The following is a 14,453-nucleotide window of genomic DNA, read 5'->3' as shown; positions in this document are numbered from 1 at the left end:
GCTTCTTGTCCGGAATGTTAAATGGGGTGAGCTATGGACAAGAGGCAAGCGCGACTGCTTGATTTACAAAGGCCAGCAAGGTTCTATAAACCTGAAAAGTATAGGATTCCAGTCTTATCGCGAACTCACAAATTTTCAATAAGCCTTAAAGATACGGATAAAAAACTTCTGTTATGAATTTGAGGTGAAAATTAATTTCAGATCATTACAGCAACTAAAAAGATTTATAAATTCAGCTTTTATATTCATATCAATTTTAACAACCGGGATTTATTTTCCCTAAATTGGGTTTAGTACATTTGATATGATAACCAAACATTTCAATTAACTGCTATGAAACATATTTCTGACTATTACAACAAAGCCGTTTCGCTCACTGATCTTAAAGAAACCATTATAAAAGAATTTGATACCAACGAAGTTCCAATATCCAACTCTATTTGGGGAACTTCAATTTGCAGCGATGAGATCAACAATACCTTTTTAACCTTAGGTGAGCTCTTCAAAGCACCCGGACCGTTTTTCTTCGGGGGTATTTCTGGCTTACCATTCACCGGAAAAACAGGATTTGGAGCCTTTGCAAGTCATATTCCGGATGATGGAGCAGCTATGATCCTCTATGGCCCACATATTGGTGTTACCGGAGATGGCTCTTTTGGAAAGGTGCTGAGAGAAGGACAAGAACAACCAAGTTCAAGCTGTGGGTCCCTTATTGCAGGGTTGAATGCTGTGAAAAAAGGAGCCGTTTTAGAGGTTGAACATAATGATTATCAGCAGGGGCAGGTCAACAAAGTGTTAACAGAAAATCATGAAACGATCATTAAAGCTGAAAATGAAGTGATTGAAACCACCGAAGTGGCCTATGATCAGATAAAGCGAGAACTCACTGATATCATTGGTTCAGGGATCGAAAACCTTGGTAGTAGCCCTTTACTTTTAGTTGGCGGAGTGATCCTCAACACCGATTGGGACAAGGAAGATCAATTCGACCTTCGCGATATTTCCTGGTTTAACAAATAATCTTAAATCCAATCCTATGTATAGAGTTAATACCATTGCGCTATTTTCGATCATCCTGTTTGGAATGATCGGGTGTCAATCTTCCGAAGAACAATCATCCCTAAAACTTAATACCGTACAGGATTCAACGGATATCGCTTACACTATCACAGGACTCGATGGTCCTGAAGCGGTTCGGTATGATCCGGGACAAAAAGTATATTTCATCGCTAATTTCACCGGTGGCGGAAACGATCAGGACTCTACAGGGTTCATCACAAAAGCAGATGCCGAAGGAAATATCCTGGAACTAAAGTTCATGACCGGGACCGATGAAGCTCCTCTTCACGCTCCAAGAGGTATGTATATAGTAAATGAAACTCTTTGGGTAGCCGATGTTTTAGGGGTTCATGGATTCAATAGAACAACCGGAGAACAAACCGATTTTATCGATTTCACTCAATTTGAGATCGGGTTCCTTAATGATATCTCAGCAGACGAAAACGGTGTGCTATATGTAACCGATACCGGAACCTCAGTCGTTTATCAGATCAAAAATGGAGAACCATCTATCTTTCTGACCAACCTGCCAAGTGCCCCCAATGGGATCACTTTGGATCCAAACAGTGGTAAATTCCTGCTGGCACCCTGGGGTGGTGATCAGGTGTTCTACTCTTTTGATAACTCAGGCGAATTAGAGGAATTCGCAACGCTTGAAGGCGGAAATTTTGATGGTATTGAATTCATGGGTGAGAATTTACTCTCGGCGAGTCAGCGTGATTCTTCAATTCGGGTATACCGTCCCATGCATGAAATGATATTGATACTTACCACCGGCAGACCTGCTGATATTGGCATTAACACCGATCTGAACCACATAGCGGTTCCCTACATAGCCCTGGATAAAGTTGAGATCTGGGCGCTAAATTAGGTCATAATTATGGCGGATTCCGCATCAAAGCGTTCTAATACTGAGTTCCAACGACTTCTTAAACTGGCAGAACTGGATGTTGATTTTTCTACGGTTGACCAAAAACTGGATGACCTCACCAAACTGGCAGCATATATCACCGGAACCACTATCTCCCTGATCAATTTATTGGAGGCAAATACGCAGTGGACCGTTTCAAATTATGGCCTGGACATCAGGCACACACCGCGTGAGGATACCGTTTGCCAGTATGTGATCCAAACCGATGAACCGCTTGAAATTGCAAGCATGCCTGAAGACGATCGGTTCAAAGATAAACAGTATGTGATCGAGTCTCCTCACCTTCGGTATTACTATGGGATACCTCTTTCAAACGGGGATGGGAATCGAATTGGTGCATTATGTGTGATGGACACCAAACCTAAAGATCTAACCGATGCACAGAAAGAAATGTTAGATGTCATCGCTGATCAGGCTATGGCATGCATTCAGAATCATCACAAAATGAAGATGATGCAGGAGGCAATAGACAACCTGAAACTGGTTCAGCAGAAAGTAACTCACGACATCAGAGGACCGGTCGGTGGAATTATAGGTATAGCTGAGATCATGGAAGGTGAACTGGAAGATCCGGATCTTGATGAATACCGGCGTTTTCTGGAGTTGATTAAAAGTGGCGGGCAATCTGTACTAGATCTGGCAGATGAGATCCTGTCAAACGATTTCAGACTCAGTGAGCATGTGGAAGAATACAGGTATCAAACCAATATCAAAGAGCTACAAACCAAACTCCGAACTCTCTATAAACCTCAAGCATTATCTAAATCTTTAGAACTGAATATTACGGTTACAGCTGAGGAACCTGAGCGATATTTCCCAAAGCACAAACTTATGCAGATCTTTGGAAACCTTATAACAAACGCCATAAAGTTCACTCAGTCCAGGGGCATTATTGATATCGACCTTGCTCTTGTTGAAACAGATGAAACCATTCTGAAATTTAAGATCACAGATAATGGTCAGGGTATGAGCCCAAAAAGGATCAATGAAATACTATCAGGCAAACCAGAATCAACGGCTGGAACTAAGGCAGAAAGAGGATTTGGATATGGCTTTCAATTGGCTCGTCATTTGATAGCATCCCTGAATGGGGATCTGTTTATCGAATCAGAGCCGGATGCAGGAACTTCTGTGACCGTCCATATTCCGACTTTACTTCCCTGATAAAAGGTCCGGTTTTGTATCTATTAACCTTTTTTCAGGATCTGCTCGATCACCCTCATATTTGCAACGGCATCTTCCAATGGTGTTGGAACCGGACCATTTTCAATAATGGCTTCTGAAAATGCATCTCCCTGAAGCGTGTAGTGATTAGCCTGAACCTTTTTTTGTTCAATGATCTTTTCACCCTTGATCAAAGACACTTTGACTTCTTTTTCCAGTGGATTGAAGGGAATTTCAAATTCAATGATACCCTCAGTCCCATATATGGTCATGTTCTGATAGCGATCCGATTGGGTGGAACAATATATTGACGCGGTACCATGAGGAAACTTCAACAAAGCAGAAACATGACGATCCACCCCAAAATCAGGATCTATGTCGACGATACTATGAATACTTTCGGGCTCGCTTTCAAAGATATAACGAGCTGAAGAAATGCAGTAGCTCCCAACGTCCAGCAGTCCGCCCCCTCCCATTTCGGGGTGATTGCGGTAATCATCCTCGTTTTTATTAAAGTAACAAAATGCTGATTGAATGGAATTTACCGTGCCAATCATGCCTACACTCAGCCATGATTTCACAATGTCCCACTGTGGATGAAAGCGATACATAAAAGCTTCCATTACTCTGATTTCAGGATATTTTTTTGAGTGCTCCAATAAGGTTTTGGCTTCAGAAACATCCATGGCGATAGGTTTCTCACACAACACATGCTTACCTACTTCCATAGCTTTGATGGTCCATGGTACATGTAAATGATTGGGTAACGGGTTGTATATGGCATCGATCTCTTCGTCTGCCAACAACTCCTCATATGATCCAAAGGCTTTTCGGATGCCCAGTTTTTCAGCCACTTCTTCTGCCTTTTCTGCATCTCTTGAAGCAATGGCGATCATATCCGTCAATTCTCCTTTTTGCATGGCCGGTATCACGTGCTTAACACCAATATTAGCTGTACTAAGAACGCCCCATTTGATCTTTTCTGACATAATTCATTTTTAGTTGATTAAATCCCCTTTAAAATAGCTGAAGTCAGGTTGTAATAACAACAAAAACAGAATTTTTTGCATATTCAAAACGTTTTAACAACAGCTTCACAAAAAATTCACATTAGCTAACGACCTTTGAAGCGAATAAAAGACATGCGCATCTGAAATAGAGGTCGGACACGCTTTAACCCAAAATAATCAATTCATCACCATGAGATATTTACTATCTATTTTAACGATCATTACACTGGCATTTTCAACCGCTGTAATGGCACAGGATACGGTCGAGATCACTATTGAAGGTAACGACCAAATGAAATATAACCTTAACGAGATCAAAGTTAAGGAAGGTCAAACCGTAAAACTTACGCTTAAGCACGTGGGTAAACTTCCAAAAGCTGCAATGGGCCATAATTGGGTTCTACTCAAACAAGGAACCAATATTCAGGAATTCGGAGCCGCTGCTGCTAAAGCTGCAGGTAACGATTACATCCCTGAAGGTACTGACAAAGTAATTGCTAACACCAAAATGCTGGGCGGCGGAGAAGAAGTAACCATCGAATTCACTGCTCCTGCAAAAGGCACCTATGATTTCATCTGTAGCTTCCCAGGTCACTATGCCATGATGAAAGGAAAATTTATTGTTGAATAGGAGAGTAGTTAGTTGCACATCTAAACTACTTATTTATACCCATAACCCCGGAAATTTGACCATCTCCGGGGTTTTTTATTTTCAGGATACTTCGTGTACAGCCTTCTCTATATCTCTAGACCCTTGTAAAAGATCCAGGCTACTGCCATAGGTATTATCCGCGTTCAACAGGTATAAAATAACTTCAGCTACGTCATCTCGGGTGACACTTCTATCCCCTATTTCTTCAATACGCTCGCTTAATTCTACTTTTCCGGTCCCCTCCTGATTGGTCAGGCGACCTGGCATTAATATGGTATAATTTAATCCAGACTCCCTGAGATAACTGTCTGCGCTGCTTTTGCCTCATAGTAGTGCTGCATAGAGGTTGGCCATCGCTTTGGATCTCTGTTTGCCATCAATGCACTGACCATTACAAACCTGTCTACCCCCTTTTCCACTGCCTGATCAATCGCTTTTTTGGCACCATTCTCATCGATCACCTTTGTCTGTGACCTGGGAGTGTCTGCCCCGGATCCGGCTGTAAATACAACTCCATCAATATTATCGAAAGCGTGGGAAATATCTTTCTCAAGATCAGCTAATACTGCTTTTATACCCTGATCTTTAAAGTTTTGGATCTGCTCTTCTTTTCGGACCATTGCGATAGGTGTATGATCGCTGTCTTTAAGTTTATGGGCAATTCGTGTTCCGATTTGCCCATTTGCACCAATTATCAAGATCTTCATATTTATATATTTTATTCAATATCGATTTGTAATAACCTACAAAAGAACTTAGGTCAGCTTCGTTTCAACTATTATAAAAGACGATTCGATTATTCTTATCAGGTTATGATAGATTCTTTATACTTGGACAACCTTTAAGTATTTGTTCAATATTCAAATTACACCTCAGATCTATGAAAAAAATATTAGTAGCTACCGGGGGCGGAGACTGCCCCGGTTTAAATGCCGTCATCAGGGCTATTGTGAAACGCGCAGAAGTTGCCGGAAACTGGGAAGTACATGGTAGTATTGAAGCTTTCAACGGGGTACTCAGAGAACCAAAAGAGATCATCAAACTAAATGATGAAAATGTAGGTGGCATTCATGCCAAGGGAGGTACTATCCTAAAGACCACAAACAAAGGAGGCCCTTTTAACTGGCCGGTTCAAAATAAAGATGGCAGTTGGGAATCGGTTGATCGCTCTGATGAGCTGGTAAAATTCCTTAATGACGAAGGTTATGATGCCGTGATCAATATTGGCGGTGACGGTTCTCAAAGGATCAGTCAGGCCTTATACGAAAAAGGGGTTAACATAATTGGGGTCCCAAAAACCATTGATAATGACCTTTCCTGTACTGACTATACTTTTGGGTTTCAAACTGCTGTAGATATCGCCACGGATGCCGTGGATAAATTAGTTACTACTGCTGAAAGCCATCACAGACTCATGATACTTGAGGTTATGGGCCGCGGAGCCGGTTGGATCGCTTTACACGCTGCCGTTGCAGGTGGCTCTGAAGTCTGCCTTATCCCTGAAATTCCTTATGACGTGAATAAAGTTGTTGATCATTTGAATGAAAGGTATAAAGAAGGCAAGGGTTTTGCCATTGTCGTCATTGCAGAAGGTGCAAAGGCAAAAGATGGAACGGTTATTTCACGTAAAAGTGAAGAGGCAGGATATACAAACCCAAGGCTCGGAGGTGTAGCTTACCAGTTATCTGAAGAAATAAGAAAAGCCGGTTTCAAGCATGACATTCGTGAAGTAGTACTTGGGCACTTACAGCGTGGTGGGACCCCCATTGCTTTTGACCGGGTGCTAGCCACCCAATTTGGGGTTAAAGCGATGGAAATGGCAATGACAGGTGATTTTGGTAAGATGGTCTCTTTCCTTGATAATGAGATCACTTCTGTATCACTAAAAACAGCTACAAAAGGGCAAAACCTTGTAGATCCTGATAGTTTTCTGGTGAACACCGCAAAAGGTGTAGGCATCAGTTTCGGGGATTAAGTTTGTCAGCCTAACAAACCGATAAGTTTTAGATAAAGTAAACTTACCAGCATTGCCAAACCGAAACTTAAAAGGGTACCGATAAGGATATATTCTGTAAGCTTTATCCCCTCTTTTTCCTTCAGATCACCAAAACGGAAAACAGATTTAGCGGCTAATAAAAAACCAATACCCGACCAATTTCCACTTACTACAAATCCGAAGACGAAGAGTCTTTCCAATATCCCGATCAATTTTCCTGCATTGGCCAGAGTTTTCTTCTCCTTGCTTTCGTTTTCGGGGAGCCATCCTGCGATCAGCATCTTTATGATGATAGCAGATGGTTGGGTCAACATAAAAAGACAGAGAAGTAGCACCAGATTTTGCTGTTTGAAAAGCATTGTAATTAATCCAAAAGACTCTTCATCGATCCAGAACCAGATACCGAATATCACCAGCAGATGAAAAAACTGATCCGTAAAAAAGAGGACCTGCTCATTTTTGGTATTCTGTTCATAGCTTTGCTGTACCGTATTCTTCCACAGCATAAGCTTGACGGCATCAATTATAAAATGGGTGATGAGAATGATCATGGGAATCCATAGATACATTGGGTCTTTACTGATCTCCGGCCACAACAAAAGTAAAGTGATTAAAGCATGAATAACTACGTGAACATACAAATAGACTGATCTCATGCCATATTCGTGCTTATGGTCCACCCATTTTTTGAACTGAAGACCAAAATCACCGACCAGATGAGCCAATATAAGTTTAAGCAGAACGGTCATATCAAAACTCCCGGTTTCTTAGCATTTCCCGATATCGATCTTCCACCGCTCTTACTTCATCCATGTATGCACGCTTATGTCGCTCACTCACCGAAGACTGCGTGATGCCCAATTTCTTGGCGATATCTTCTTGCTTCAGATCTCCTGTCAAATTCATACGCACATATTCTGCCGATTTTGGGGTCCAGTTATCCATGGCAATAAGCAACAAACGCAAATAAAGATTTATTTCATCATCAAAGGCGGCATCAGGGGTTTTCACGATGATATTCTGTTTACCGGTCAATAAGAGTTCATAGGCTTCACCAGAACGAACAAAAGCATCCCCATTCGATTCAGTAATATTTGGAGCATCAAATGTTTTGTTACCAATACCAATGCTTAAACGTACGTCTACCCCCTTCACTTGTTTTACCGACGCCTTGATATCAATAACATGTTGAAGGGCGTGTTTCGGATCGGTGATCTCGGCTTGAAAACTGTCACCCCGGTAGATCTCCCAGCTTTTCGGGGAAGAACCGATCTCATCGAGAGCTTCTTTAAGCGGTTTCAGCCACTTTTCAGCTTTCGCCTTTCTTGAATTGATGATATCACCGGTTATTACACTGATCATGTTAAATTATAGGCTATTTATCCGATAAAATCAATTATCGGCTTTAAAGCCTGTATTCACTCTTATTGATGATATAGCCGATGTAATTCTCAGAAATGGAATACAGGCTTATTAAAAGAATGCCATGCAGTATGAACTTATCCTACCCTGAACCTAAGCTCATCAATAGTAGACAGGATCTCATCCCGGTCCATATCCCTGTAACGTTCCGGAAGTAGTTCCCTGGACGTACATTCAATGACCGCACTTAGAGTTTGCAGCTCTATCTCTTCCGGATAGGTTGGTGGGAGAAAATCTTCAAGGGCAAGATCCAGGGTTTCAGGAGAAACTTTAACATGACCCTCAGCGGCTGCTCGAAACTTGGCCCTGGTCAATGCCGCTTCCATATCAGCTCCCGAAAAAGTCTTATCACCCTTTTCAATAACTTTAGGAATATATTTTTCTGTCATCTTGAGGCCGGTTTTTCTGGCCATTGCTTCAAATAACTCAACCCTTTCTTCCTTGGTATGAGGTGGGAATAAAGCAAGGTGTTCCTCAGCCCTGCCTTGTCGCTTAAGGTCGACCGGCATGAGATCAGGCCTCGCAGTCATTAAGAACCAAACGATGCGACCTCTGTTAGCCGTATCACTCATGAAGGTTGCGATCTGCGAAAATACCCGGCTTGAAACGCCGCTGTCACCGCTTGCATCGCGATCACCAAGGTAAGCATCCGCTTCATCGATCATGACAGCCACAGGGGCCATTGCCTTAAGCAGAGAAAGAATCTTTTCCAGGTTACCTTCGGTTACTCCCTGCCATTGACTTCGAAAGTTCTTGAGTTTAACCATGGGTATCCCAACTTCACTGGCAAAACAGGTAACCAAAAAGGTCTTACCGGTCCCAACAGGCCCACACACCAGATATCCCATTGGCATTACATCCTGCCGCCCTGCTTTTAGGGCTTGAACAGCCTGACGAAGATGTTTCTTTACATGAGTATGCCCGGCCACGTTATCCAGAGAGTAAGGTGTTTCAACAAACTCCAGGAGCCCGTATGCTTCTGCCTCTATGAGCTCTTTTTTGGACTCAGATAATCCTTCAAAGGTGATCTTTTCCTTATTTTCCCTGGCATGAGATATTACACTCCGAATATTCACAAAGTTCAGACCGGCTGTTTGCTGAGCCACGATCTCAGGCTTCACATTTGAAATATTTTTCCATTCATCATTTTCAGCTTCATACTTGATGAAATCAAGACGATCCTTATCTCCCGGTATATTGATCTTTATATCACTTGTATAAGGATTCTGTACCAAAGTCTTGTTCAGATCAGCCAGGTTTTCAGTGATCAAAACCGTTGTAAAGTCAGAAGCCAGAAACATAGGGTCATGTGCCCATCTTGAAAGGTAAACCATGGAAGTCCGGTCTTCATTACCTATCGATGCCGCATCACTCATTGGCACTATGGTCTCAGCATAATCAATGATCAACCCAATACTCTTCTTCTGGTCGAGTCGGAGACGGAAATATTGTTCCAGCAGCGACATCACTCTCACAGGATCCTTAGGCATTTTATTCGCGAAGTCAGTACCAACCAGGCTGTCTCTTCCTGCAAGCGCCTGATTGAAATCAGCCTGAGATTCCTTATCTCGGAAATAGATACCGGAAGCCCGGTCGTAAAAGATCACAAAGTCGCGAGCTCCAAAGAATTCATCAGATAAAAAAGACTTAAGCCTGTTGAACTTGGTACCTTCCTCAGTTTTCAGCGGAACCAGATCATGAACATTCCCATGAATAATAAACTGGTTAATAGTCCTGCTAAGGTATTTCCTGGCAAATTCCTGCGACCATTTCGGATAGTGTTCAAACATGTTATTTGAGTTACAGAGTTACAAAGTGATTGAGTGACAATGTTACAAAGTGATGAAATTCTTTGACGCTTTGTAACTTTGTCAATCGATTAATACGAGCTTCACCGTTTCAATACGACTTGGTGTGGCTTTGCTGATAATGAACTTATTTCCGTCAATAACCACTTCCTCATTTACCTTTGGTATGCGCCCTAAATGATTTATGATGTAGCCTGCTACGGTATCATACTCAGAAGGTTCCACAGGAAGATCAATAATTTCAAACTTTTCACAAAGTTCAGCGATCTCGACATTACCACTTATCACAAAACTGTTATCTGACAGCTGCTTCATGATCTCATCTTCCACATCATACTCATCCTGAATATCACCTACTACTTCTTCAAGAAGGTCTTCGATTGTGACCATACCTGCTGTTCCTCCATATTCATCCAATACAATAGCCACAGACATGTTGGATTGCCTGAATTCTGTAAGCAGGTCATTCGATTTCTTGCTTGAAGGCACCAGCTTTACCGGCCTGATGATCTCATGTAGGCTTTTGGGTTCGTGAAAGAAATCGTGGGCAAATACCACTCCTATCACATCATCAATAGAATCTTTATATACCGGCAGTTTTGAATGGCCTGTTTGAATAAACATATCAAGCACGTTATCAATAGAAGTATCTTTTTCCACCGCCTCGATCTCTATACGGGGGATCATGGAGTCTTTAACCCTTTTATTGGATAGCTCCAGTACATTATGAAGGATCTCAGAATCTTCTTCATCAATATCTACACTGCCGCCGCCATCACGCAGTTCTTTGAATATCATCTCCACATCCTGTCGACGATAATAGTTTTCAGGAACTTCAGCATCTTTAACCAATAACCTGATCAGAATATTTGAGGATCCTCTCGATATCTCGATCAGTGGCCTGAACAGATAATAGGCTATACGAAGCGGGACTGAGATCGCTGTGATCATATTATCAGCCAAAGCCCGGAAAATGGCTTTGGGCAGTATCTCACCAAACAGCATTATGACCACAGAGGCAAGAATAGTTTGCACCAAAAGGGTCTCAAGGTCAGTTGGGATGATACCGAACCAGACCTCACTGTACCTTTGTATGGGTTCCACTAAAAATATAGCCATAAAGGTGGCATACAGTACATTCACTATGTTATTTCCAACCAGTGTCGTTGTTAGGAAGGTTTCCGGCTTACGGGTAAAGAACTCGATGGAGTTACCCAGAAAGTTATTCTTCCGGGAGGCAACTTCCAGTTTTAGCTTGTTGGCTGTAACAAAGGCAATTTCGGAACCCGAAAAAAATCCGCTCAAAATGATGGTTACAACGATCAGGAGAAATTCGGTCATAGTAATCCCCCTGAATCTGCTGATGAACGTTTAAAAGTGTTATAACTACCCGATGGAGGTTCGTCTTTCATTCAGAAATAATTCGTTCTTATTTACCGGAGAAATTTGGCTTTCTTTTTTCGAGAAATGCGCCGGTACCTTCTTTAAAATCAGCAGTACCACATAATTCTCCAAACAGACGGGCTTCCGCTTCGTAGCCATTATCGGAATTGGCTTCTTTTACGGCCAGAATAGCATTTTTAATTGCTACAGGGCCTTGTTTTAAGATCTTACCCAGCATAGCTTTGGCTTCTTCAACAGGATCCGTCTCGGTAACCTGATTTACCAGGCCAACCTCAAAGGCCTCATCTGCCTTAACCTGTCGCCCGGTCATAATATATTCAAGGGCTTTGGCGCGACCTGCCAATTCAGATAGCCGCTGGGTTCCCCCATATCCGGGTATCAACCCTAGAGAAACCTCGGGCAGACCAAGCGCTGCACTTTCAGATGCAATCCTTAAGTGACATGCCATAGCCAATTCACATCCGCCACCAAGAGCATAACCGTTCACTGCAGCGATCACTGGAATAGTCAGGTCTTCAATTTTTTGAAAGATACGCTGTCCTTTTTCTGAAACTTTTTTTCCTGAAACTGGATCGAGTGAACTCAGCTCCTTTATGTCTGCTCCTGCTACAAAGGCCTTTTCACCAGCCCCGGTAATGATCAATGCGTTGATCTTATAATTATCTTTGATCGCATCAACAGCGGTATCCAGTTCATCCAGCACCTTATTATTGAGTGCGTTAAGTTTATCGGGGCGATTTATGGTTAGAGTACAAATTCCGGATTCATCAACATCTAGAAGCAACGTTTCGTAGGACTGATCCATGTTTATTCTTTAACTTTCCTTGTGGGTTTGATTTCGGTTTCAACATCGTCTGAGAGTTCATCCAATATGGAATCAAAATCCATATCATTTTCCCATTCATTATTGTACTCAGGTAAAATATCCTGATCTAGGTCATCAATCAATTGTGAAGTTTCTTCAACTTCGTTCAGAAGGTTGTCCAGTTGGAATCCGATCTCTTCAGGATTACTCATGGTCATAGACTGCTCATAGATATACCTGACGGCATCTTCTATGGTTTCAAGATGAGTTTCACAAACCAGATATTTTTCTTTGGCAACGCTGAATTTCTTAAGTCGCTTCTGCATAATTGCTACGCGCCGAGCTTTTGTGCGCTTCAGCTTCTCTGATTCCAGCTCTTTGATCTCCTCGATCTGCCGCTTTACCTCTTCTTTCAGGTTGCTTTCCAATGAGGTGTTTAAATATACTTCGTAGCGCTTGATCAAGTCAAGCAGAGTCAGGTAGTTACCCAACAATTCATCTATCTTCTTGCCAATATTATCCAGCAATCCCTGAGAGCTGTACGGTAATTTTTCAAAGTTTTCCTGTACCAACTTGGCCAGGTGTTTCAGTACCAGGAATCGCTTTTGCGACTTATTATCCAGCGATTGAAACAATTCCTTCTCATTATTGGCCGCATGTCGTTCCTTGATCTTTTTAAGCTCAAGTTTTTTCCTGAATCTTGGCAACTTGGGTACAATACCCAGGTACATCAGCTCAATACCAAAAACGGTGGTTAAAAGAATGCTGGAAACATCCCCGAAACCACTCATGAAAAATGCCGTCAGCGTAGACACCAGTAATACCCCAAGGTTTATGGGGTTCATGAATGCTTCGCGCGTGTAGTTAATGTTTAGTTCTTCGCTCATAACTTCACATCCGGTGAATTATCTGTTTTATCTGAATCTGCTTCTGAGTCGATATCTTTTTCAGTATCAGTTGGGGTATCCGGTCTTTTTCTACCAATGGTTTTCTCAGTTTTGATCTCATCTGCATGTTTTTCGATCTCACTGTAAAGCATTCCCATTTCGGCTTTAACCTGTTTAAGAGTTTGCTTGGCCCGCTGCTTTTTCATTTCCTCATCCAGCTCTTCCTTTTTGATCTTACTTGCGGCTTCTGAAGATTCGTCTTCCAGGCTGTCTAAAGCCACATCAAGGCGGGCTTCAACATGAGTAACCTTATCGCGAACCTTGCCAAGAAACTCATCCATGGTCTCCAACAGATTATCAGCATTCATTTTGTGAACGGCATCTGAGATCTTGCCTTTTTGCTCAGCTCGCTTCAGGCGTTCCTTGGCCTCTTTAATACGCCGATAATGGTCTTTGTATTCCTGTTTGAGGCGTTCGCGATCTTGTTCTCCTTTGGTACTCATGGCTTTTCGTTGTTATGAGCCTGATTTCTCTTTGTTGCCGATGGTTTTGGAACCGTCCTTTTCTTTAGCCGGTTCTTCCTCATCTATATTGATGGAACCACTCTTCTCACCCATCTCCATTTTGAATTGCTCCACCAATGATTTGGCACGAAGTTTCTCAGCATTCGCTTCAATTTCCATCGTTTCAGTGTCGATACTATCCAATGCGATCTCCATACGGGCTTCGTTTTTGGCTGATCGTTCATTCAGACGATTGATCATTTCATCGTGGGTCTGATCGATACCCCCTACCTCGAACTGCTCCAGGGTATCCGCGATCTTAGCCTGCCATTCTGAACGTTCACTGGCGCGAAGGGCTTCCTTGGCCTCCTGGATCTTGCGATCTTTTTCTTTCATGAACACTTTCTTCACTTTAAGTGCCTTTTCATAAGCACGTTCAGCAAATTCTAATTGTTCTTTGGTATGTACCAAGCTTTCCTTCGCTTTCTCAAGTTGAAGCGCATAATTCTCTGCTATGTCATCCCTATCTGCCTGAATAGCTGATCTTACTTTATTGGTAAGATCCTGTATCTGCTTTTCATTGCGATTCAGCTCTTTCTGAAGCATCAGAAGGTTAGCTTTGACCGTGGCAATGTTGTCATTCATTTGAGGGATCTGATCGTTCATTTCCCGGATATTTTGCTCTAAAATGAGTTTTGGATCCTCAATTGAGCTTATCAAGCCACCGAACATAGATTTTATTGCGCGGATAAATCGTTGAAACATAATACTTTCCTTTATTTTTTAATGCCCTGTTAATCTACAAACTAAAT

At 42.1% G+C, this 14,453-nt stretch carries 14 protein-coding genes and 1 pseudogene; 5 read left to right on the top strand and 10 right to left on the bottom strand.

Annotated features, from left to right (window positions below; all coding sequences use genetic code 11):
• Positions 1 to 333 precede the first annotated feature (333 nt).
• Genes AC13FX_RS08350 through AC13FX_RS08340 form a run of 3 tightly spaced genes read left to right on the top strand, consistent with a single transcriptional unit; the run spans position 334 to position 3,154 of the window.
• A complete protein-coding gene (locus AC13FX_RS08350; protein ID WP_482880091.1) occupies positions 334 to 1,020 on the top strand; it encodes a hypothetical protein in 687 nt (228 codons plus the stop codon).
• Between the two features lie 16 nt (positions 1,021 to 1,036).
• The gene (locus tag AC13FX_RS08345) at positions 1,037 to 1,930 is read left to right on the top strand and encodes an SMP-30/gluconolactonase/LRE family protein (protein ID WP_482880090.1); all 894 of its coding nucleotides are present in this window, start codon (positions 1,037 to 1,039) and stop codon (positions 1,928 to 1,930) included.
• Between the two features lie 9 nt (positions 1,931 to 1,939).
• Positions 1,940 to 3,154, top strand: coding sequence for a GAF domain-containing sensor histidine kinase (locus AC13FX_RS08340; RefSeq protein WP_482880089.1), 1,215 nt, complete (start codon positions 1,940 to 1,942; stop codon positions 3,152 to 3,154).
• A 23-nt stretch (positions 3,155 to 3,177) separates the two neighbouring features.
• Here AC13FX_RS08340 and AC13FX_RS08335 read toward each other — a convergent pair whose 3' ends face one another.
• Complete coding sequence (locus AC13FX_RS08335; protein ID WP_482880088.1) at positions 3,178 to 4,143, bottom strand: Gfo/Idh/MocA family protein; 966 nt, start codon at positions 4,141 to 4,143, stop codon at positions 3,178 to 3,180.
• A gap of 268 nt (positions 4,144 to 4,411) precedes the next feature.
• Here AC13FX_RS08335 and azu point away from each other — a divergent pair, with 268 nt between their 5' ends.
• Entirely contained in the window at positions 4,412 to 4,795 is a 384-nt protein-coding gene (gene azu, locus AC13FX_RS08330; protein ID WP_482880160.1) for an azurin, read from the top strand.
• Positions 4,796 to 4,876: 81 nt separating this feature from the next.
• On the opposite strand, the pseudogene AC13FX_RS08325 reads toward azu, so the two are convergent.
• Positions 4,877 to 5,523: pseudogene (locus tag AC13FX_RS08325) on the bottom strand (SDR family oxidoreductase).
• A gap of 173 nt (positions 5,524 to 5,696) precedes the next feature.
• Here AC13FX_RS08325 and AC13FX_RS08320 point away from each other — a divergent pair.
• Positions 5,697 to 6,791: a 6-phosphofructokinase gene (locus AC13FX_RS08320; protein WP_482880087.1), complete on the top strand. Its 1,095-nt coding sequence runs from the start codon at positions 5,697 to 5,699 to the stop codon at positions 6,789 to 6,791.
• 5 nt (positions 6,792 to 6,796) lie between these two features.
• On the opposite strand, the gene AC13FX_RS08315 is transcribed toward AC13FX_RS08320, so the two are convergent.
• The 8 genes from AC13FX_RS08315 to AC13FX_RS08280 form a co-directional block, all read right to left on the bottom strand.
• On the bottom strand, positions 6,797 to 7,561 hold the full coding sequence (locus AC13FX_RS08315; protein ID WP_482880086.1) for a DUF3307 domain-containing protein: 765 nt from the start codon (positions 7,559 to 7,561) through the stop codon (positions 6,797 to 6,799).
• A 1-nt stretch (position 7,562) separates the two neighbouring features.
• Positions 7,563 to 8,174, bottom strand: a complete 612-nt coding sequence (locus AC13FX_RS08310) for a SatD family protein (protein ID WP_482880085.1) — start codon at positions 8,172 to 8,174, stop codon at positions 7,563 to 7,565.
• A 137-nt stretch (positions 8,175 to 8,311) separates the two neighbouring features.
• Positions 8,312 to 10,024, bottom strand: coding sequence for an ATP-binding protein (locus tag AC13FX_RS08305; RefSeq protein WP_482880084.1), 1,713 nt, complete (start codon positions 10,022 to 10,024; stop codon positions 8,312 to 8,314).
• Positions 10,025 to 10,105: 81 nt separating this feature from the next.
• Entirely contained in the window at positions 10,106 to 11,383 is a 1,278-nt protein-coding gene (locus tag AC13FX_RS08300; RefSeq protein ID WP_482880083.1) for a hemolysin family protein, read from the bottom strand.
• 88 nt (positions 11,384 to 11,471) lie between these two features.
• Entirely contained in the window at positions 11,472 to 12,251 is a 780-nt protein-coding gene (locus tag AC13FX_RS08295) for an enoyl-CoA hydratase/isomerase family protein (RefSeq protein ID WP_482880082.1), read from the bottom strand.
• Between the two features lie 2 nt (positions 12,252 to 12,253).
• The gene (locus AC13FX_RS08290; RefSeq protein ID WP_482880081.1) at positions 12,254 to 13,138 is read right to left on the bottom strand and encodes a hypothetical protein; all 885 of its coding nucleotides are present in this window, start codon (positions 13,136 to 13,138) and stop codon (positions 12,254 to 12,256) included.
• On the bottom strand, positions 13,135 to 13,641 hold the full coding sequence (locus tag AC13FX_RS08285) for a PspA/IM30 family protein (protein WP_482880080.1): 507 nt from the start codon (positions 13,639 to 13,641) through the stop codon (positions 13,135 to 13,137). Before AC13FX_RS08285 ends, AC13FX_RS08290 begins: the two co-directional genes overlap by 4 nt.
• A 12-nt stretch (positions 13,642 to 13,653) precedes the next feature.
• A complete protein-coding gene (locus tag AC13FX_RS08280; protein WP_482880079.1) occupies positions 13,654 to 14,406 on the bottom strand; it encodes a PspA/IM30 family protein in 753 nt (250 codons plus the stop codon).
• Between the last annotated feature and the right edge of the window lie 47 nt (positions 14,407 to 14,453).

Source organism: Gracilimonas sp. B-17 (assembly GCF_056857935.1).
Note: the sequence above shows the minus strand (reverse complement) of the source record. Positions and strands in the feature narration are given on the sequence as shown.